Below are 21,859 nucleotides of genomic sequence, written 5' to 3' on the forward strand. Positions count from 1 at the left end.
TTATAAGAAGCAGTGACCAGAATATTATTGTACTGATGTCCAGACCCAATATATAAATCCGAGAGCCCAGCTGGTGAAGATTCCGTAGAGTATCACGGGACCTGCGATGGTAAAGATCTTACAGCCGATTCCGAAGACCTGCCCTTCCTTCTTGTATTCAATGGCAGGAGCAGCCACGGAGTTGGCAAAACCGGTGATAGGGACAAGGGCGCCGGCTCCTCCCCATTTTGCCAGCCTCGGATAGATGCCGGTGCCGGTGAGCAGTACGCTGAACAGAACGAGCATAAGCGAGGTCCAGCTGCTGCATTCGTCGGTGCTCAGATTCCGGAATTCACAGTAGTGATAAATGATCTGGCCGAGCGTGCAGATGGCGCCGCCAAGGAGAAACGCCTTGAGCATGTTGAGCCAGACATTATGCCTGGGAGTCTTCTCGTTGACATATTTTTCGTATTCTTTTTCATGTTTTAATCGCTGTATCTTATCCATAGAGTTATCTCCTTTACTGCCGGTTTTTACCGGCAATTTTTATTTCTTTAGTATTCTTCTTTTCAGGGAAATTATGCGCGTAATATCTGTTTCAAATGATGTTGAGGGCTTTTGACTCCGGCATTATGCATATTCTGCTTATAAATGCAGATAATATCATCAGACAGTGAAAGAAATGAGGAGATCGATATGAACCAGATTACAAAAGGAAAACAGAGCCTGTTGTTTGAAAATGCCCCGTATATCGTGAGCGCGGCATCCGTGACAGGCAGCAAGGAGGCGGAAGGCCCGCTGGGAAAACTTTTTGACATGACAAGCGAAGACAATCTGTTTGGCGCGCAGACATGGGAAGAGGCAGAGAGTACGATGCAGAAAGAGGCATGTGTGCTTGCGCTCGGAAAAGCACATGTGAAAGCTGACGAGATCCGGTATCTCTTCGGGGGAGATCTGCTGCGTCAGGGAATTGCTACATCCATGGGTGTAGAGGCACTGCAGATTCCGATGTTCGGGCTGTACGGAGCATGTTCCACCTCGGGAGAGGCGCTTGCGCTTGCGGGAATGAGCGCCGCGGCGGGGTATGGAGAGTATATGCTTGCGGTCACCTCGAGTCATTTCGGAAGCGCGGAAAAAGAATTCAGATTTCCTCTGGGATATGCCAGTCAACGGCCATTGTCGGCTCACTGGACCGTAACTGGAAGCGGGGCATTCCTTGTACGCGCGGCAGAACCGGAGCGTGATGTCAGTACTACCCGTATTTCACATGTGCGCATTGCGGGCGTGACAGTAGGAAAGATCGTGGATTACGGGCTGAAAGATTCTCAGAATATGGGAGCCTGCATGGCGCCTGCGGCGATGGATACGATAGTCTGCAATTTTGAGGACATGGGAAGAAGTGAGAAAGATTATGACCGAATCATTACCGGAGATCTTGGTTATGTGGGACAGTCGATCCTGTTTGATCTGGTGAGAGGAAAAGGATATGACATCAGACAGAAGCATATCGACTGTGGGATGACTATATTTGACAGAGAAACGCAGGATACACATGCGGGAGGGAGCGGCTGTGGATGTGCGGCGGTCACCCTGGCATCTTTTATCATCCCGAAGATCGAGAGCGGGGAATGGAAACGGGTGCTTTTCGTCCCGACAGGCGCTCTGATGTCCACGGTAAGCTATAATGAGGGAGCCAGCGTTCCCGGGATCGCTCACGGAATCGTACTGGAACATTGTCCGGAGACAGAATAAAGGATACATTGAAGGGAGACATTTACGATGGAATATATAACAGCATTTGTTATAGGAGGACTTATCTGTGCGGCAGTGCAGATCCTTCTCGACCGCACCAAAATGATGCCGGGAAGAGTTATGGTGCTCCTTGTATGTACCGGAGCGCTGCTCGGATTCTGCGGGATCTATAAGCCCTTTCAGGAATTTGCCGGTTCCGGCGCCAGTGTACCGCTGCTCGGTTTCGGCAATGTTTTATGGCAGGGTGTAAAGGAAGCGGTGGACGAGTACGGATTTATCGGTATCTTTATGGGCGGATTCAAAGCAAGTGCAGTGGGAATATCGGCGGCTTTGATTTTCGGATATATTGCATCCTTTATATTCGAACCGAAAATGAAGAAATGAAAGAAATATTGACAGCATAAATATGCAATGGTATGATAAATTCCGTATTTGCAGGTGCTCACCTGCATGATAATCATAAACAAGGCAGCCGGGGGAATAGGATTTTTCAGAAATACAGAGAAAGATTTTATTCCCCTTTTCAATGAAAAAGCAGTGCATCATATGTCAAGGCAAAAGGAGGTATTACAGATATGTGTGGAATTGTCGGATATGTAGGAGAAGAACAGGCGGCGCCGATCCTTCTGGAAGGATTGTCGAAGCTGGAATACAGAGGATATGATTCTGCCGGGATCGCAGTCCGCAACGAGACGTCAGGGGACATCTCTGTCGTCAAGGCAAAAGGACGGCTCAATATACTGGCAGAAAAGACGGATAACGGAAGAAGTGTGCTCGGCACCTGCGGTATCGGCCATACCCGCTGGGCGACACACGGTGAACCTTCCGAGAATAACGCGCATCCCCACTGCACAGACGATAAGTCTGTTGTTCTGGTACATAACGGTATTATCGAGAATTACCAGGAGCTCAAAGACAAACTGGTCAAATCCGGATATACATTTTATTCACAGACAGATACAGAGATTGCCGTGAAGCTGGTCGACTATTATTATAAGAAGACCGGAACCCCTCTGGAGGCTCTTACAAGGAGTATGCTCCGTATCAGAGGATCCTACGCTTTCGGCGTGATGTTCCATGACCATCCGGGAAGGCTCTTTGCGGCAAGGAAAGACAGCCCTCTTATAATAGGAAAAGGTGAAACAGGATGTCTGATCGCATCTGACGTACCGGCTATTCTTGACAGGACAAGAGATGTATATTATATCGGAAATCTTGAGATTGCGGAACTTACAGGCGAGGAAGTACATTTTTACAACATTGACAGAGAAGAAATCCGTAAAGATATTGTAGAGATCAAATGGGATGCCGAGTCTGCGGAAAAAGGCGGATATGAGCATTTTATGCTGAAAGAGATCCACGAGCAGCCGAAGGCGGTACAGGATACGATCGGCGCATATGTCCATGAAGGTGCGATTGATTTCTCTGAGACCGGACTGTCGGATGAAATCTTTGCGGGACTTAAAAGAGTCTATATCGTAGCATGCGGTTCAGCATACCATGTGGGAATTGCGGGCAGATATGTGATGGAGAGTCTGGCGGGAATTCCGGTTGAAGTGGATCTTGCATCGGAATTCCGGTACCGTGATCCGATCCTTGAGCCGGATTCTCTTGTTGTCGTAATCTCCCAGTCAGGTGAGACAGCGGACAGTCTTGCAGCGCTGCGTCTGGCGAAAGAAAAAGGCCATCCGGTGCTGGGGGTTGTAAATGTAGTGGGATCCAGTATAGCAAGAGAGAGTGATTATATTCTGTATACTTATGCAGGGCCGGAGATTTCTGTCGCTACTACAAAGGCCTACAGTACACAGCTGATCGCCATGTACCTGCTTGCTGTCCAGGCGGCAAAAATCAAAGGAAAGATTGACGACGAACGTTATGCGGGGCTTCTGGCGGAGATGGGAACACTCCCGGAAAAGATACAGAAGACACTCGACGACAAAGAGAGGATCCAGTGGTTTGCAAGCAAATATGCAAATGCAAAAGATATTTTCTTCATTGGCAGAGGTATCGACTATGCGATCAGTATGGAGGGCAGTCTCAAGATGAAAGAGATCAGCTACATTCATTCTGAGGCATATGCCGCTGGCGAGCTTAAACACGGAACGATCAGCCTTGTCGAGGACGGAATCCTTGTTGTGGGAGTCCTGACGCAGAGCGCGCTCTTTGAGAAGACGCTGAGTAATATGGTCGAAGTCAAGAGCCGCGGTGCTTATCTGATGGGACTTACAACATATGGTAATTACAATATAGAAGATACAGCTGATTTTTCAGTGTATGTACCGAAGACAGACGAGTATTTCACTACGAGTCTTGCGATCGTGCCGCTCCAGCTGATGGGATATTATGTAAGCGTGGCGAAAGGTCTTGATGTGGATAAACCGAGAAATCTGGCGAAATCGGTGACAGTGGAATAGAAGGAAACGACAATGCCGGGATATATATTACATCTGACTTCTGCGCGTATGCTGCTGGATCTGTTTTCGGCAGATGACTCTCTGTGCAGCGACTGCGGGATGCAGAATGATTTTTATGTGGGAAATCTTTTACCGGATGCCGGCAGCTCAAAGCCGGCATCCCATTTTTATGACCCGGAGTACCTGGATCGCATGATCGTATGGCCGAGACCGGGAGAATTTCGAAGAAAGTACCGGGAACAGCTGGAAGATCCGCTGTATCTGGGATATTATTATCATCTGTATATTGATAAGGCGTTCCTTCAGGACTATCTGCCGTGTGTTGCCGGGTATTATGACCGGCATGGGAATACTACAGAATTTAAAGGTGATGTGAGCCGGGTGAGACTGAAGAAAACAGGGGAGTCCCTGCCGCTTGAAAAGTATCTCTCGGAGGAATATTATTACGGAGATTATACGAGGATGAATACCTGGCTCTGTGAGAAATTTCATCTGCCGGAGGAGCTGTCGGCGGATCGTGATCCGAAGATAGAGGAAGCAGACTTCTCCGGAATAGATAAGGTCCTCTTGGATCTGAAGGAATATAGAAATGTTCCTGCAAAAGCAGTGGAAGACCTCAGAGTATTTGATCTGAAGGAACTGCTGGAATTCCTGAGGTGGGCAGCCCGGCGGTTTTACAAACATTTAACATAATCCGGCAGCCGCCGGATTTTTTCATCTGTTATAATAGTTTTACATTCAGCTAAGAGAAACGAGGAGAGAATTCTGTAGATTATCTACACCTGCCTTCTGCTTTATACACGTGTTGTGCAGGGCAACAGACGATCTCCGGAAAGTGAAACATAACAATGAAAAACAGTATTACAAAACAGATTGAATCCGGTTATGCTGATCTTCGACGTTCCGAGAAACAGGCGGCGGATTACATCCTGGAACATCTGGAACAGGTGGCGGACGAGCCGATCGACCGGCTGGCAAGGGCGGCAGGCGTCAGTCAGCCTACAATACTCAGGATGCTCAAATCTCTGGGATATAAAGGATATAAGGACTTCCGCTACCAGCTCGTCGCCGAACTTGCCAAATCCGGCGAAAGCGCGGAAAATGACGGACAGCCCCAGCTTATGTACGGGTATACACTGGATAAGAAGGACGGACTGGAGGAAATCCCGGTCAATATTACGATGACGACGGAGCGGATGCTGGAGGAAACGCTTAAAAACTTTTCTGGAAAGATATACAAAAGAGTGATCGAGGCACTGAAAAATGCCCGTCTGATCGATATCTACGGAGTAGAAAACTCTGAGGTCACGGCAGTGGATCTGCTGACCAAGCTTCTGTATCTGGGGCTGCCCTGCCGTCACTTTACAGACTGTTATCTGCAGCAGATAGCAGCAGGCCGTCTGACTGACCAGGATGTGGCGGTGGGGATATCCTATTCCGGTGAATCGAAGGATACAGTGGATGCCATGAAAGCGGCCAAGCGCTCCGGAGCATGTACGGTCGCGATCACGAACTTCAAGGACTCTACGATCGCCAGATATGCGGACATCCTGATCTGTACCAGTCAGGATCAGCATTTCTACGGCAATGCGATCTTCTCCAGGTCAACGCAGATCCAGATCGTTGACATGATATATATGGGACTGATTTCCTCGGACTATGAACACTATGTAGAACAACTGAATAAATGCGAGAAAGTTGTGCGGAATAAAGCGTATGACGGCCGGACAAGACGGTAAACAGTCCGGTCAGCGCCATTCCTGACAGCTGAACTGTTAGTAGATTCTCTACATCTTAAAGTATGTTAAGCCTCTGTAAAGTTTACATTTTCTTTACAGAGGCTTGAATTTTTCTTGATAGATACACTGCGAAAAATACAGTTATAATCTTTCATGCGGGCCGCCGGAAGGGGGCTGCAAGGAGCTTTACTGATCTATAGTGAAGAAGAGGAGTTAAGTATTATGCTTGAGTTGAAAAATGTAAAGAAAAGTTATGATGGCACGCCGGTTCTCACCGACATCAGCCTCAATATCGAGGATGTCACTTTACATTCTCACAGATGTATGAGTACATCAAGGACAGAGGATATGCGATCTACCCGGGCAAAGTGACAGAGGCCGAGACATTCCGAATCGGAAATATCGGAGAGATATATCCGGAGGATATTGAGAAAGTATGTGCGATCATAAAAGAATTTCTGGAGGAGTACAATCATGAAGAAAATTAAGGCAGTAATTTTTGACTGGGCGGGAACTACGGTAGATTTCGGATGCATGGCGCCGGTACAGGCGTTTGTAGAAGTTTTCAGGCAGTATGGCATCGAACCGACTATGGAAGAAGTGCGTGAACCCATGGGGATGCTCAAAATTGACCATATCCGTACCATGCTAAAAATGGAACGTATTAAAGAACTCTGGGTGGAAAAGTACGGAAAAGAGCCGGGAGAAGAAGAGGCGCAGGCATTATATGAGATTTTTGAAGAGAAACTTTTAAGTATACTGCATCTCTATGCGGATCCGAAGCCGGGGGTAGTGGAGACTGTGAACCGTTTGAAAAGAAACGGTATCAGAATCGGTTCCACTACAGGCTATAATGATAAGATGATGGATATTGTTGTTCCTGCGGCGAAGGAAAAAGGGTATGAGCCGGATGTATGGTTCAGTCCTGATTCCACCGGACAGAAAGGCCGTCCGTATCCATATATGATCTTCCGTAATATCGAAGCACTCGGAATTAAAAAGGTGCGCCGCGTGCTGAAAGTGGGCGACACAGTATCTGATATCAAAGAGGGGAAGAACGCAGGTGTCTGGTCTGCCGGTATTGTGGTCGGAAGTTCTGAGATGGGACTGACTCTTGAGGAGTATGAAGCGCTTACGCAGGATGAGAGAGAAAAAAAATGTGCAGAAGTTGCTGACAGATTTATAGAAGCGGGTGCGGATAAGGTGTTTTATACTATAGAAGATTTGGGAGAATTCCTGTTAGGTTAATGAAATGAATTATATATTTTAGACAATAAAATGCGGACAGAAAAGCTCTGGATTGTGCGAAAAGGCGCAAATCAGAGCTTTTTCCGACTTTACATAGATTTAACATAGACTTGATTTTACATTTTACATTCCTCTTTTATGATGAATAGCGTCGACGGGAGAGAACGAACCGCGGCGGCGCAGACAAAGATGCGCAGTACATAATAATCTGAATTGAAAAAGGAGATTATCGAACATGAAAATGAAAAAGTTTATCGCAATTTTAGCAACAGTATCAATGGTAGCTGCCATGGCGGCTGGATGCGGAAGCAGCTCAGATGACACATCTGCTGAAGGAGATGCGGCAACAACAGAAGACGGCGGCGAGTCCGGAAGCTGGGATGCTGCAAATATGATCACAGCTGTAACACGTGAGGAAGGATCAGGTACAAGAGGAGCCTTCACAGAGCTGTTCGGTGTTGTGGACGAGGAAGACAACGATATGATCACTCTGGACGCCCAGACTACAAACAGCACATCCGTTATGATGACAACTGTATCTGAGAATGAATACGCAATCGGTTATATCTCTCTCGGATCTCTTGATGAGTCTCTTGTAAAGGCTGTTAAGATTGACGGAGTTGATGCCACAGCAGAGAACATCGAGAACGGAACTTACAAAGTATCCAGACCGTTCAATGTAGCTGTAAAGCCGGATCTTGACAACCCGGTAGCAACAGACTTCATGGCATTCATCATGAGCACAGAAGGACAGCAGGTTGTAGCTGACGAAGGATACATCCCGGTAGCTGAGGTTGAGGCTTATGCAGGAGAAGCTCCGGAAGGAAGCTGTGTAGTAGGAGGTTCCTCTTCCGTAACACCGCTGATGGAGAAACTGATCGAGGCATATGAAGCAGTTAACCCGAATGCAAAAATCGAGCTTCAGACATCTGATTCCACAACAGGTATGACATCTACGATCGAGGGAAGCTACGACATCGGTATGGCGTCCAGAGAGCTGAAAGACGAGGAAGCAGCTGAGCTTACAGGTACAGTGATCGCTACAGACGGTATCGCAGTTATCGTAAATCAGAACAACCCGACAGACGATCTGTCTTCTGATCAGGTTAAGAACATCTACCTTGGCGACGTTACAACATGGGATGCGATCTAAGGTAAAAGTTCAGTCATAGGGCTGAGCGTGCTGAACTGATAGAAATTACACACAGAGGAATCCTTGAAGTAAAAGATTTCCGCTTTTAAATCATGAGCCGGGCAGATATAAGGCATGTCTTCCCGGCTCATTAGGAGGAAAAAATGAAATCAAAAGCATGGACTGAGAAATTCATGCAGGGAGTATTTTTCGTAGCCGCGTGTGCATCCGTGCTGGCGGTAGCGCTCATTTGCATCTTCCTGTTCGCAAATGGTATCCCTGCAATGAGAGAAATCGGATTTATCAAATTTCTGACAGGAGAGATCTGGCGTCCGAACAGTGAGCAGTTCGGAATCCTTCCGATGATCGTAGGAAGTCTCTATGTGACCGCGGGCGCGATCATATTCGGAGTGCCGATCGGAATCCTGACTTCTGTCTTCATGGCAATGTACTGCCCGAAGCAGATCTACAAACCACTGAAAGCGGCGACAGAGCTGCTTGCCGGAATCCCTTCGGTTATCTACGGTTTCTTCGGACTGGTGGTAGTCGTGCCGCTGATCCGCGAGTTCGGAACCGTATTATATAAAGCAAATCTTGTAAAGAACCCGGGAAACGGAAACAGCATCCTGACAGCTTCCCTGATCCTCGGCATGATGATCCTGCCGACCATCATCGGAACGACAGAGAGCGCGATGCGCGCAGTTCCTTCTCATTATTATGAAGGCTCGCTCGCACTGGGAGCGACAAAAGAGAGAAGCATCTTCCGCGTGATCATCCCGGCAGCTAAATCAGGTGTGATCGCAGGCATCGTCCTCGGGATCGGCCGCGCCATCGGTGAGACAATGGCGGTCATCATGATCGTCGGAAACCAGGCGCGTCTGACAGGAAGCATACTTGAAGGTATACGTACCCTTACCGGAAATATCGTAATTGAGATGGGGTACGCGACCGGACTTCACCGTGAAGCCCTGATCGCAACCGGCGTTGTGCTCTTTGTATTCATCCTGATCATCAACTTAAGCGTAGCATTACTTAAGAGGGGGGCGGATCATGAGTAATCAGACAGGAAAAACAATGGTTAATAAGACAACGATGGGGGATAAGCTGAAGACTTATCTGAAGCATCCGGGTTCATTTATCGTGATGCTGCTCGTGATGCTGGCGTCGATCATTACATTTGCCGTGCTGATCTTCCTGATCGCCTACATACTGATCAACGGCGTGCCGCACATCACACCGTCGCTTTTCTCTCTGGAATACAGTTCCGAGAATGCTTCGGTTGTACCGGCTTTCGTAAATACAATTGTTATGACGCTGTTATCCCTTCTTATTGCAGTGCCTTTCGGAATCTTCTCCGCGATCTTCCTTGTAGAGTACGCGAAGAGAGGCAATAAATTTGTCGAGGTCATCCGGCTTACGACAGAGACGCTTCAGGGAATCCCGTCTATCGTGTACGGCCTCTTTGGTATGCTGTTCTTCGTAAATACGCTGGATTGGGGATTCTCCCTTCTGGCCGGCGCATTTACCATCGCGATCATGATCCTTCCGCTGATCATGAGGACCACAGAGGAAGCGCTGAAAGCAGTTCCCGATTCCTACCGTGAAGGAAGCTTCGGACTGGGCGCCGGCAAACTGCGTACCGTGTTCCGCATCGTACTGCCGTCCGCGATTCCGGGCGTGCTCGCAGGTGTGATCCTCGCCATCGGACGTATCGTCGGCGAGACAGCGGCCCTGATGTACACATCCGGAACCGTAGCACAGATCCCGGACAGTATCATGGGATCCGGACGTACACTGGCGCTCCACATGTATGTCCTCTCCAGCGAGGGTCTCTACATGGATCAGGCGTATGCAACAGCAGTGATCCTGCTTGTACTTGTAGTAGGCATCAATGCACTGTCAAGCTTTATTGCGAGAAAACTTACGAAAGCGTAAAAGAAAGGGAAAGGAAATGTCTAAGTTAAGTATAAAGAATCTGGATTTATATTACGGTGATTTCAAAGCCCTGAAGAATGTAAATCTTGAGATTGAAGCAAATAAGATCACCGCTTTCATCGGACCTTCCGGCTGCGGTAAATCTACTCTCCTGAAATCCATTAACCGTATGAACGACCTTGTGGAGGGATGCCGCATCGATGGCGAGATTCTTCTGGACGGTGAGAATATCTTCAAGGGTATGGACGTAAATATGTTAAGAAAACGTGTCGGAATGGTATTCCAGAAACCGAATCCGTTCCCGATGAGCATTTATGATAATATTGCATTCGGACCGAGGACACATGGTATCCGTTCCAAGGCTAAACTGGATGATATCGTTGAGAAATCACTGCGTAATGCCGCTATCTGGGATGAATGTAAAGATCGTCTTAAGACAAGTGCACTGGGTATGTCAGGCGGACAGCAGCAGAGGCTCTGCATTGCAAGAGCACTTGCAGTAGAACCGGAGGTCCTTCTTATGGATGAGCCTACATCTGCCCTTGACCCGATCTCCACATCCAAGATCGAAGACCTTGCGATGGAACTGAAAAAAGACTATACTATAGTCATGGTTACACATAACATGCAGCAGGCAGTCCGTGTATCTGACAATACGGCGTTCTTCCTGCTCGGAGAAGTTGTAGAGTACAACGATACGGAGAAATTGTTCTCCATACCGTCTGATAAGAGAACAGAAGACTATATCACAGGGAGGTTCGGCTAAATTATGCGTAATAAGTTTGATGAGCAGCTGCACTCGCTTGACGAGCAGCTTACACATATGGGAGAACTCTGCGAGACTGCGATCGCAAAGGCTACACAGGCCCTCAAAGACGGCAGCATCGAGCAGGCAAAGATCATTATCTCAGAGGATGAAGAGATCGACCAGATCGAGAAAGATATTGAGAGACTGTGCTTAAAGCTTCTGCTTCAGCAGCAGCCGGTTGCAAAGGACCTCAGAAGAATTTCAGCGGCGCTTAAGATGATCACAGATATGGAGCGTATCGGAGACCAGACGTCCGATATTGCCGAGATTATCATTTCCTCAAAAGGTGTTGCGGCCACAGATGAGATTCACGTAATCGGTACAATGGCGTCAGAAGTCAGCAAGATGGTTCGCAACAGTGTGACGGCTTATGTAAACAGAGATCTTGAGCTGGCACAGAGCGTTATGAAGGCTGACGATGAGATTGATCAGTATTTCGAGGAAGTCCGCGATGAGATGATCGACTTTATCAAAGAAGAAAAAGGTGAAAACGGCAAGAGAATCTTCGACCTGATCATGGTGACCAAATATCTTGAACGTATTGGCGACCATGCCACAAATATTGCCGAGTGGGTAGAGTTTTCTATCACAGGTGTACACAAAGACAGCGCAATTATTCACGAAGGCTGATGCGCAGTGCATTGCCGGCAGGGCAGAAATGTTCGTTCCGGCAGATAAAGATTAATTTAAAATACGGATCTTTTATTAAATATAGAAATGAAGGAGAACTGAAAAGATGATATATTGCGTGGAAGACGACGATAATATCCGCGAACTTGTAATATATACATTGGAGACAACCGGGCTTAAAGCCAGAGGGTTTGCAGACGGTTCTGCTTTTATGGAGGCTCTGGCGTTTGATACGCCGGAGCTTATTTTGCTTGATATCATGCTCCCCGGCGACGACGGACTGGAATTGCTGAAGAAACTGAAATCCTCTTCCAAGACCAAGGGGATCCCGGTGATCATGGTGACTGCAAAAGGTTCAGAGTACGATAAGGTGGTCGGGCTGGATTCCGGAGCAGATGACTATGTGACAAAACCTTTTGGCATGATGGAACTTGTCTCTCGTATCAAAGCAGTGCTTCGGCGCAGCGGAAAAGTGGAAGACCGGATGGACATGGAGACTTCCGGAGTCCATGTAGATGTGAAGAAACATGAAGTTACGGTGGACGGCAAAGAAATCTCGCTTACACTTAAAGAGTTTGAACTTCTGGAAAAACTGATGCGCAATCAGGGGATTGTGCTGACAAGAGACCAGCTGCTGACAGAGATCTGGGGCTATGATTTTGACGGCGAGACGAGAACAGTTGATGTTCATATCAGAACACTGCGACAGAAACTCGGAGAAAAAGGAGAAATCATACAGACAGTACGGGGGGTCGGATACCGGGTCGGAGGAGCTGCATGAGAAAGAAGATTCAGAGAAGTATGGTGATGGTGCTCGCTGTCACCCTGCTTCTTTCTTATATTATATTAACATTGATCACATATAACACCAACCTGTCAACACTTGAATCGGAGGTCAGGCAGGAGGCAAAGTATATCCAGGCTGCGATCAATATATCCGGAGCACAATATCTCGAGGAGATGGACGGAGTAGACTGGACCACGCGCGTCACACAGATTGATGAGAACGGGGATGTTCTCTATGATACGCGCAGGGACAGCAGTACACTTGAAAATCACAGCGGAAGAAAAGAAGTGCAGGAAGCGCTTGAGAATGGTGAGGGTGAGGATGTCAGATTGTCGGATACGGTAGGGCATGAGATGTATTATTATGCTCTTCTGCTCGATGACGGGACGGTGCTGCGGGCATCTAAGTCTATGGATGGCCTGGTCAGAACCGCTCTGGGCAATCTCCCTGTCATGGCAGGAGTTGCGGCGGTTATGCTGATCCTGGCTTATTATCTCGCAAAATGGCAGACAAAGAGGCTGGTAAGACCAATCTATGAATTAGATCTTGAGCACCCTCTGGATAACGAGACATATGAAGAGCTTACTCCGTTTCTCGAAGCAATGGACCGCCAGAATAAGGAAAAAGAGGCGGTATCAAATATGCGAAAAGAATTTTCTGCGAATGTATCGCACGAATTGAAGACTCCGCTCACTTCCATATCCGGGTATGCAGAGATTATGAAAAACGGTATGGTACGTCCGCAGGATATCCCTCTTTTCTCTGAACGGATCTATAAAGAAGCACGGAGGCTCATCACGCTTGTGGAGGATATTATTAAACTGTCAAAACTGGACGAAGAATCAGTAGAGCTGGAGAAGGAAGATGTAGATCTCTATGATCTGATCCGTGAGATAGTCAGCCGTCTTTCACCTCAGGCATCCCAGAAGAATGTCCGAATGGAAGTGACAGGCGAATCAGTGAAATATTTCGGTATCCGTCAGATACTCGATGAGATGATCTACAATGTCTGTGAAAATGCCGTGAAGTACAACAACGAGAATGGACGGGTATCTGTCTGGGTAGGTGATACACTCAATGGCCCGAAAGTGACTGTAACGGATACGGGAATCGGCATTCCGAAAGAACATCACGAGAGAATCTTTGAACGCTTTTACCGTGTGGATAAGAGTCACTCCAAAGAGCGCGGCGGGACTGGTCTGGGTCTTTCCATCGTTAAACACGGTGCGCTTCTGCATGGTGCAAAAGTTACTGTGCACAGTACACCGGGGCGGGGAACACGGATTGAGATGCAGTTTCCTAAGGGAAAAGGATAAATTCTGGCTTGTCAAGGAGATATGCAACTCTCGCCAGAATATAAAATGTACATGATTGAATAGAGGACGCATAAAAACAAAAGGATACAGCGCCATACCAGCTCGCTTCTCCTCAAAGATTCGAATGGATGTAATGCCGGAATCAAATGTTCGTCCAACGGGACTCCATTTGTCTCCGTCTAACATCCAGAACGAATGCTTTTCGGAACGCTCCATGCTGATGTATGGCTTATGTATCCTTTTGTTTTTATGCGGACCTATCCAATCAGCAGAATTTCGCTTTCTGCTGCAGTTTGATATTGTCCCGACAACTCCGAATTCCAAACAGAAGGATCGAAATCAGGACGTAGTTAACTAGATTTCCTTTTCTGTGTCCATTATTCAATTCGCATATTCTTATTATTACAGCGTTGACCATTTAACAAACCCGAATTGTTTCCTCTTGCCAGGGCAGGGCTGCTGTGCTATCATATCTATAACACGCCAGAGAAAGGAGCTTACTATGATCATAGAAGTTGATTTTGATAGTGATGAGGCAATCTATATACAGCTCTGTAACCAGATTATTATGGGAATCGCGACATCCGTGATCCATGAGGGGGATTCCCTGCCTTCGGTGAGGCAGCTTGCGGATACGATCGGGGTGAATATGCACACGGTAAATAAAGCATACAGCGTGTTGAAAAGAGAGGGGTACATCAGTCTTGACAAGAGGCGCGGAGCAGTGATCGCCCTTGATATAGACAAGATGGAGCAGCTCGAAGAGATGCGGCGTGAATTAAAAATCGTGCTTGCGCGGGGCTGCTGTAAGAATATTTCCCGCCAGGAAGTACACGACCTGGTAGATGAGATATTCGATGATTATGAGTGAGCAGGACCGCTGACGAGAGGGAATGCCACATCATAGAATGTATATCTGATGAAGAAAAGCAGGAGGAATTTATGCACATATCATATACAAAGCAGGCTGAGAATGCCATCAAATATGCGGCGAAGAAAGCCCGGGAGATGCAGCATCCGTATATAGGAACCGAGCATCTCCTTCTTGGACTGCGCCAGGAGTATTCGGGAGTGGCGGGTCAGATCCTTGCGCGAAACGACGTCGAGGAAGAGAAAATCTATCAGCTGATGGATGAACTGATCGTGCCGCAGACAGATGCACCGGTAAAAAGCAGACCGGCCGAGAGCCCGAGATATCAGGACCTCTTGGAAAACAGCGGCAAAGAGGCACACCGACTTCATACAGCGGAAGTGGGAACCGAACATCTGCTGCTGTCGATGATCCGGGATGTGGACTGCGTAGCCACCCGGATCCTGATCACTCTGAATATTAATCTTCAGAAGATCTTTCAGGATATTATGGCTGCTGCAGGGATAGATCCAAAAGAATATCAGGATGAGATCCAGGAGGACGGAAAAAGCGCGCGTTCCATGATGGATCAGTTCTGTACGGATATGACAGAAAAAGCCGCAGAAGGAAAACTCGATCCGGTAGTCGGAAGAGATGAGGAAATGTACCGTCTCATGCAGATATTGAGCAGGAGAACGAAAAACAACCCGTGTCTGGTCGGAGAGCCGGGCGTGGGAAAGACAGCGATCATCGAGGGACTTGCACAGAGGATCGCATCAGGCATTGTCCCGGAGAAAATGAAGGACAAGAGAATCTGTACACTTGATCTTCCCGGACTGATCGCAGGATCTAAATACCGCGGAGAGTTTGAAGAGCGCATGAAAGGGCTCATCGCCGAGGTAGAAGCAAGTGGAAATGTGATCCTGTTTCTCGATGAAATACACACAATGATCGGCGCAGGCGGTGCAGAGGGGGCCATAGACGCATCCAGCATCCTCAAACCGTCGCTTGCGAGAGGAGAATTGCAGCTTATCGGAGCGACGACGATCGCCGAGTATCGTAAATATATTGAAAAAGATGCTGCCCTGGAACGTCGTTTCCAGCCGGTATCGGTAGAGGAGCCGACAAAAGAGCAGTGCCTTGAGATCCTTGGCGGTCTGAAGGATAAATACGAATCTCACCACAAAGTAGTGATTGGGGAGAAAGCCCTGGAAGCCGCGGTGCAGATGTCGGAACGCTATATTACGGACCGCAACCTTCCGGATAAAGCGATTGATGTCCTGGATGAAGCGTGTTCAAAAGTCAGCCTGAAAGAGTATAAGGTGCCAGACAATCTGACGGCGCTGGAAGATTCACTCAAAGAACTTTCACGCCAGAAAGAGGAGTGCATTCGAAGAGGAGATTTTACAGAGGCTTCTCTTGTGCAGAAGGAGCAGGAACAGGCAGAGAAGAAGCTTGAAGAAATAAAGAAACGTTTCCGGAAGAAATCATCTTCTCATCATCCGCGCGTGACAGAGGAAGACATTGCGGAGGTTGTTTCCGCATGGACAAAAGTGCCTGTACAGCGATTGGCGGAGAGTGATGCGGACCGTCTGAAGAAACTGGAAAATGTTCTTCACAAGCGTGTTATCGGTCAGGACGAGGCGGTCAATGCAGTGGCGAGGGCTGTCAAGAGAGGCCGCGTAGGGTTAAAAGACCCGCGCCGTCCGATCGGGTCGTTCCTTTTCCTCGGCCCGACAGGCGTAGGCAAGACAGAGCTGTCAAAAGCACTGGCGGAGGCGCTGTTCGGCAATGAGGAGTCTATGATCCGCGTAGATATGTCTGAGTATATGGAGAAACATTCTGTTGCAAAGATGATCGGGTCACCTCCGGGGTATGTGGGACACGAGGAGGGCGGACAGCTCAGCGACCAGGTGAGGACACACCCTTATTCGGTCGTTCTGTTTGACGAGATCGAGAAAGCTCATCCTGATGTGTTTAATATCCTGCTTCAGGTGCTGGATGACGGGCATATTACAGATTCCCAGGGGAGAAAAGTCGATTTTTCTAATACGGTCATCATCATGACTTCAAATGCAGGAGCGAAAGCAATCGTGGAACCAAAGAAACTGGGATTTGCGACGAAAGAAGATCCTGCCGGGGACTACAAGCGGATGAAACAGAATGTGATGGATGAAGTGAAGATGATCTTCCGTCCGGAGTTCTTAAATCGTATCGATGAGACGATCGTATTCCATGCTCTCGACAAGTCTCATATGAAGAAGATCGTGACTCTGCTGTGCCGTGATTTCACAAAACGGCTGGAAGAACAGCTCGATATCCATCTGACGCTGCGCGAGTCGGCTAAGAACCTGATCGTGGAGAAAGGCACTGATGCGAAGTATGGTGCAAGGCCGTTGAGACGTGCGCTTCAGACCGAACTGGAAGATAAGCTGGCGGATGCAATCCTGAACGGCGAAGTAAAGGCGGGCGACTATGTGGATGTCGGTACGTCGAAGAAAGAAATACGTTTTATTACAAAATAAGTTCCGGTAGAAAAAACAACGGGTTTATATTATAATATCGATAACAGTAATGCCGTAGGCATTGTACAATAAAATACTTATAAGAGATACTTAGGAGGAAACACAGATGGCATCGGTAAAAGAATTGTTGCGGGCAGAAAGCGACGGGACACTCAGTTTCGGTGATTACACACTCCCTGCAAAGACAAAGAAAGACAACTTTGAATTTGAGGGTGATATTTACAAAGTAAAGACATTTGCGGAGATTACAAAGCTCGAGAAGAATGGGATGTTTGTATACGAATCTGTGCCGGGAAGTGCTGTAGAGAATTTTAAGGCGACGGCAGATGAAGTCGCATTTACGGTTTCTGCACAGGGCGACGTACAGTTTACTCTTGAACTGGAACCGGAAAGCGAGTACGAAGTACTTATTGACGGGATCTCTTCAGGAAAGATGAGTACAAACCTGAGCGGCAAGCTCAGCGTCAGTGTGGAACTCTCAGCAGATCAGAATGCAGCGGTAAAAGTAGTAAAGTGCTGATATATATGGCGGGGTGGATGATGTGTCCACCCTGTTTTGAGTTATACGCCTGTGAAGAGCGGACTTTAAAGACAATCAGAAAAGGGTAGGTAATATGGCAAAAGGGAAAAAGAGTATATTCTTCTGTCAGAACTGCGGACACGAGGAGGCCAAGTGGCTTGGTCAGTGCCCTGCATGCGGGGAGTGGAATACATTTGTTGAGGAAAAGACCGACAGCGGGATTACGAGAGGAACAACAGCAGGATCACGTGCAGTAAGGGAATCCGTGCGGGAGGCGAAGGTTGTACCCCTCACTGAGGTGACAGCCGATGACGAGACAAGATGTAAAACCGGAATCCACGAACTGGACCGCGTGCTCGGCGGAGGGATTGTGCCCGGTTCGCTGGTGCTCGTGGGCGGTGATCCGGGAATCGGTAAATCAACCCTTCTCCTTCAGGTCTGCCGCGTGCTCGCAGAGACGAAGAAGGTCCTTTATATTTCCGGGGAGGAGTCACAGGCACAGATTAAGCTCCGCGCAAATCGAATGGGAGACTTTACATCCAATCTGTATCTCCTGTGCGAGACAAACCTGGACATTATACGCGGGGTGATCGAGAAAGAGCGTCCACAGCTTGTCATTATCGATTCGATACAGACGATGTACAGTGATGATGTCGCTTCGGCGCCGGGCAGTGTCTCACAAGTCAGAGAGTCGACTAATATTTTTCTGCAGCTTGCAAAAGGATTGTGCATTCCGATTTTTATTGTGGGACATGTGACGAAAGAAGGAACAGTTGCCGGGCCGAGAGTGCTGGAACATATGGTGGACACAGTATTATATTTTGAAGGTGACAGGCATGCTTCATACCGGATTCTTCGTGCGGTGAAGAACCGTTTCGGCTCTACTAATGAAATCGGTGTCTTTGAAATGAGGCAGGAAGGACTGGCAGAAGTGGAGAATCCGTCAGAATATATGTTGAGCGGACGGCCGGAGAACGCCTCAGGTTCTGTGGTGGCATGTTCCATAGAGGGAACTCGTCCTATCCTGATAGAAATCCAGGCGCTTGTATGTCAGAGCAACTTCGGGATGCCGAGAAGGACAGCTGCAGGAACTGACTACAACCGTGTCAACCTGCTTATGGCTGTCCTGGAAAAGCGGCTAGGGATGGCGCTCGGTAATGCCGACGCGTACGTCAACATTGCCGGGGGAATCCGCATGAACGAGCCGGCTATCGATCTCGGGATCGTGATGGCTATCGTATCAAGCTTCAGGAACCGGCCGATAGATGAGAAAACGATCGTCTTCGGCGAGGTCGGTTTGAGCGGTGAGGTACGCGCAGTCAATATGCCGGAGCAGAGGGTTGCAGAGGCAAAGAAGCTGGGATTTAAGACTTGTATCCTGCCGGAAGTCTCCCTTAAGATGGTAAAAGGCATCAGGGGGATCAGGCTGATCGGTGTGAAAAATATCGGAGACGCAGTAAAGGAGATTTAGAGTATGAAACCTTATATGTTAAAAGCAAGATACTATGAAACTGACCAGATGGGTATCATCCATCATGCCAACTATATCCGGTGGATGGAAGAGGCGCGTATCGACATGCTGAGCCAGATGGGGTATCCTTACCGGCGTTTTGAGGAAATGGGATATATCAGCCCGGTGCTCCATGCGGAGTGTGAGTACAAAAAGAGCGTGAAATTCGACGACGAAGTGAAGATCGTTGTCAGCCTGCAGGAGTTCGGAAAGGTTAAGTTCACATTGAGATATGATATCTATAACATGTCAGAGGACGGTGTTTTAAGTGCAGTAGGAACGACAAGGCACTGTTTCCTGAATAAAGATGGAAGACCTGTGATGATGAACAAAGAAATGAAAGAGTTTTCCGATGTGATGCAAAAATATTTTGAAGAAATTGACGAGTATAAATCGTGATCGGCGAAATATCAATTTAGACTGAAAATGATAAAAAAATAGTTGAAAATGCAAACTCTAAGCGCGGAGTATATGGTATTTTTTATAAAAAGATGTACGGAATTAGAAAAAAATTGTATAAAATACCTAAATGAATGGAGCTTTAGCCAAAAGGTGCTGACAGTAAGTGTATTATGTCAGGTAAAAGACTATGCCTGAGATTTTCATAATACTCAAAAAAGAGAAGGGAGAAAACGCAGTAGCTGTAAACGATACTAAGAGCGTGGAAGAAAATATTGAGGTTAATTCGGAAAACTTTCCGGATGAAGCGTTCAGAGAGTATGTGTCAGGGAGATTTGATAAAGACGGTGATGGAGTTCTGTCACCGGAAGAAATTGAAAAAGTTATATCGGTCAAAATCGAAAATAGGCATGACATTCAGGATTTGACCGGAATTCAGTATTTCACTTCCATGACGATATTGAACTGTAAAAATTCTGGTGTGACGGCGATAGATGTAACAGGGAATCCGGAGTTGGGTAATTTAAATTGCGCAAAGACTCAGGTGGCAAAACTTGATGTCAGCAAGAACTCTAAACTGCAGCAACTATATTGTTTTGATACTCAGATTGAGGCGCTGGATTTAAGTGAAAATCAGAAACTGATGATTCTGGAATGCTATGATACGAACCTCTCAGAACTGGATCTGTCAAAGAATCCGGCTTTGACACGAATTTTCTGTCAGAATACGGGAATCAAAACACTGGATCTGACAAATCAGACCACGGTGTCAAATCTGAACTGCAGTAATACCAATATCAGCAGCCTTGATGTGAGCGGGCAGGCAAATCTGCAGAATCTGTATTGCGGAGGTACAGAGATCAGTGAACTGGATTTATCTTCTAATCCAAAGCTCACTGTCCTTGAGGTGGAGAATGCAAACCTGAGCACGCTGGATGTGAGCGGAACAAAGGTTTTAACGTTAAAATGTAAGGGAAATCCGCTCTATACAGTATCTCTGGGTGAGAGGGGCGATTTGCTGCTTTCTTCAACTTTCCCTGAAAGTACAGAAGTTGACCTTGAAGTGCCATCATCTTCTTTTGATCTAGAAGAAAAACTTCCGGGAGTTGATGCAGAGAAAGTTGAGATTGTCAGCGGAGGACAATTAGACGGCACTGTTCTGAGCGGCTACGAAGAAGGAACTCCGGTTATTTACAAATATCATGCGTATGATGCGGAAGAGGCTGAATCATCAGTCCAGTTTACAGTAACTCTGAATCTTACAATTGTGGAAGAGGGACTTGCAATCAATGCAGAGAATTTCCCAGATGAAACGTTCCGTGCATATGTGGAGGATCAGTTTGACAAAGACGGGGATCAGTCTCTCTCTCAGGCGGAGCTTGATGCAGTAAAGAGTGTTAAGGTGGTTGATAAAACTGACGTAAAAAGCTTAAAAGGAATTGAATATTTTACGAACCTGACCAGTCTTCACTGTTATAATACCGGGATTACGGAACTGGATGTAAGCGCAAATGTAAAACTTGAGACTTTGTCGTGCTATTCTACAGACATTGCGGAGCTGGATGTTACAAACCTGACGGCATTAAAATTTTTATTCTGTGATGACACGAAGATCAGCAGTCTGAATGTTACGAATTGCCCGGTTTTAGAGCGGCTTGAATGCAACAATACACTGATCAGCAGCATTGACGTCAGAAATAATCCGAAACTTTTAAGGCTGGAGTGTGATGGCACGGCGGTAAGCAGTCTGGATCTTAGTCAAAATCTGAAGTTGATGACGCTTTGTGCACAGAATACAAAGCTGTCGACACTAAATCTGGAAGTAAATAATGACCTTCAAACGATAAAACTTGAGGGAAGCCCGATTTATGCCATGAGTATTGGCTATAAAACAGCAAAAACCCGGCTCTATTTATCAGAAACTGTCCTTGATTTTGAAGTGGCGGGAGAAAGCGTGGATCTGACGACGCTGCTTCCGGGAATCGATCCTGCAAAGGTGACGATTGTAAGCGGCGGGATTCTGGAAGGCAATATGCTGAGCGGATATGCAAATGGAACACCTGTTGTATATACGTACGACTTTGGTCAGGTGAAAAATCAGGCTGAACTGAGAGTAACGCTCAATATCACATTCGAGGAGAAAGCAGAGGCGGTTGTCTTCGCTTCGGTTAACGGAATATCTGCAGAGGGCGAGAGCCTTCAGGCGGCGATAGAGTCGTCGGGGATTACCGCAGAAGACGTGAAAAAACTTACCATTGAATCCGGTAATGTTACAAAGGATGATCTTACATATATTAAAGAAGAGTGTGATGATC

20 protein-coding genes and 1 pseudogene are annotated in these 21,859 nt (G+C 47.2%); 20 read left to right on the top strand and 1 reads right to left on the bottom strand.

The window, feature by feature from the left end:
* Nucleotides 1–24 precede the first annotated feature (24 nt).
* On the bottom strand, nt 25–486 hold the full coding sequence (locus FNY66_RS01650; RefSeq protein ID WP_087150256.1) for a SpoVA/SpoVAEb family sporulation membrane protein: 462 nt from the start codon (nt 484–486) through the stop codon (nt 25–27).
* Nucleotides 487–675: 189 nt separating this feature from the next.
* Between FNY66_RS01650 and FNY66_RS01655 the strand changes: the two genes are divergently transcribed.
* The 20 genes and pseudogenes from FNY66_RS01655 to FNY66_RS01750 form a co-directional block, all read left to right on the top strand.
* On the top strand, nt 676–1,731 hold the full coding sequence (locus FNY66_RS01655) for a stage V sporulation protein AD (protein WP_150310097.1): 1,056 nt from the start codon (nt 676–678) through the stop codon (nt 1,729–1,731).
* Between the two features lie 27 nt (nt 1,732–1,758).
* On the top strand, nt 1,759–2,115 hold the full coding sequence (locus FNY66_RS01660; protein ID WP_087150258.1) for a SpoVA/SpoVAEb family sporulation membrane protein: 357 nt from the start codon (nt 1,759–1,761) through the stop codon (nt 2,113–2,115).
* 191 nt (nt 2,116–2,306) lie between these two features.
* The gene (glmS, locus tag FNY66_RS01665; protein ID WP_087150259.1) at nt 2,307–4,145 is read left to right on the top strand and encodes a glutamine--fructose-6-phosphate transaminase (isomerizing); all 1,839 of its coding nucleotides are present in this window, start codon (nt 2,307–2,309) and stop codon (nt 4,143–4,145) included.
* Between the two features lie 12 nt (nt 4,146–4,157).
* The gene (locus tag FNY66_RS01670; RefSeq protein ID WP_150310098.1) at nt 4,158–4,838 is read left to right on the top strand and encodes a hypothetical protein; all 681 of its coding nucleotides are present in this window, start codon (nt 4,158–4,160) and stop codon (nt 4,836–4,838) included.
* A 155-nt stretch (nt 4,839–4,993) separates the two neighbouring features.
* Nucleotides 4,994–5,884 (top strand): MurR/RpiR family transcriptional regulator, encoded by an 891-nt coding sequence (locus tag FNY66_RS01675; protein WP_087150261.1) that lies wholly within the window; start codon nt 4,994–4,996, stop codon nt 5,882–5,884.
* Between the two features lie 305 nt (nt 5,885–6,189).
* A pseudogene (locus FNY66_RS01680) lies at nt 6,190–6,372 on the top strand (2-aminoethylphosphonate--pyruvate transaminase); the annotation flags it as partial.
* A complete protein-coding gene (gene phnX, locus FNY66_RS01685; protein ID WP_087150262.1) occupies nt 6,359–7,132 on the top strand; it encodes a phosphonoacetaldehyde hydrolase in 774 nt (257 codons plus the stop codon). The pseudogene FNY66_RS01680 and the gene phnX, both read left to right, overlap by 14 nt.
* A 235-nt stretch (nt 7,133–7,367) precedes the next feature.
* Nucleotides 7,368–8,285 (top strand): substrate-binding domain-containing protein, encoded by a 918-nt coding sequence (locus tag FNY66_RS01690; RefSeq protein WP_150310099.1) that lies wholly within the window; start codon nt 7,368–7,370, stop codon nt 8,283–8,285.
* 143 nt (nt 8,286–8,428) lie between these two features.
* Nucleotides 8,429–9,322 carry a phosphate ABC transporter permease subunit PstC gene (gene pstC, locus FNY66_RS01695; protein WP_150310100.1) on the top strand — a complete coding sequence of 298 codons (894 nt, stop codon included), beginning with the start codon at nt 8,429–8,431 and terminating at the stop codon, nt 9,320–9,322.
* A gap of 16 nt (nt 9,323–9,338) precedes the next feature.
* On the top strand, nt 9,339–10,199 hold the full coding sequence (gene pstA, locus FNY66_RS01700) for a phosphate ABC transporter permease PstA (protein ID WP_150310121.1): 861 nt from the start codon (nt 9,339–9,341) through the stop codon (nt 10,197–10,199).
* Nucleotides 10,200–10,215: 16 nt separating this feature from the next.
* Nucleotides 10,216–10,965, top strand: coding sequence for a phosphate ABC transporter ATP-binding protein PstB (pstB, locus tag FNY66_RS01705; protein WP_229409412.1), 750 nt, complete (start codon nt 10,216–10,218; stop codon nt 10,963–10,965).
* 3 nt (nt 10,966–10,968) lie between these two features.
* Nucleotides 10,969–11,637, top strand: a complete 669-nt coding sequence (gene phoU, locus FNY66_RS01710; RefSeq protein WP_087150266.1) for a phosphate signaling complex protein PhoU — start codon at nt 10,969–10,971, stop codon at nt 11,635–11,637.
* A gap of 106 nt (nt 11,638–11,743) precedes the next feature.
* Nucleotides 11,744–12,418, top strand: a complete 675-nt coding sequence (locus FNY66_RS01715; protein WP_087150267.1) for a winged helix-turn-helix domain-containing protein — start codon at nt 11,744–11,746, stop codon at nt 12,416–12,418.
* Nucleotides 12,415–13,740, top strand: coding sequence for a sensor histidine kinase (locus FNY66_RS01720; RefSeq protein ID WP_150310102.1), 1,326 nt, complete (start codon nt 12,415–12,417; stop codon nt 13,738–13,740). The genes FNY66_RS01715 and FNY66_RS01720 overlap by 4 nt, the downstream gene beginning before the upstream one ends.
* A 502-nt stretch (nt 13,741–14,242) precedes the next feature.
* Complete coding sequence (locus FNY66_RS01725; RefSeq protein WP_087152241.1) at nt 14,243–14,611, top strand: GntR family transcriptional regulator; 369 nt, start codon at nt 14,243–14,245, stop codon at nt 14,609–14,611.
* 71 nt (nt 14,612–14,682) lie between these two features.
* On the top strand, nt 14,683–17,115 hold the full coding sequence (locus FNY66_RS01730) for an ATP-dependent Clp protease ATP-binding subunit (protein WP_150310103.1): 2,433 nt from the start codon (nt 14,683–14,685) through the stop codon (nt 17,113–17,115).
* Between the two features lie 106 nt (nt 17,116–17,221).
* Nucleotides 17,222–17,635 (top strand): endosialidase, encoded by a 414-nt coding sequence (locus tag FNY66_RS01735; protein WP_150310104.1) that lies wholly within the window; start codon nt 17,222–17,224, stop codon nt 17,633–17,635.
* A 94-nt stretch (nt 17,636–17,729) separates the two neighbouring features.
* Nucleotides 17,730–19,106: a DNA repair protein RadA gene (gene radA, locus FNY66_RS01740; RefSeq protein ID WP_150310105.1), complete on the top strand. Its 1,377-nt coding sequence runs from the start codon at nt 17,730–17,732 to the stop codon at nt 19,104–19,106.
* Between the two features lie 3 nt (nt 19,107–19,109).
* Entirely contained in the window at nt 19,110–19,544 is a 435-nt protein-coding gene (locus tag FNY66_RS01745) for an acyl-CoA thioesterase (RefSeq protein ID WP_150310106.1), read from the top strand.
* A gap of 190 nt (nt 19,545–19,734) precedes the next feature.
* Nucleotides 19,735–21,859, top strand: a 2,125-nt coding sequence (locus tag FNY66_RS01750) for a hypothetical protein (protein ID WP_150310107.1), incomplete at its 3' end; no start/stop codon positions are given.

This window comes from Mediterraneibacter catenae (assembly GCF_008691045.1).
In the GTDB taxonomy this organism is placed as follows: Bacteria; Bacillota; Clostridia; order Lachnospirales; family Lachnospiraceae; genus Mediterraneibacter; species Mediterraneibacter ornithocaccae.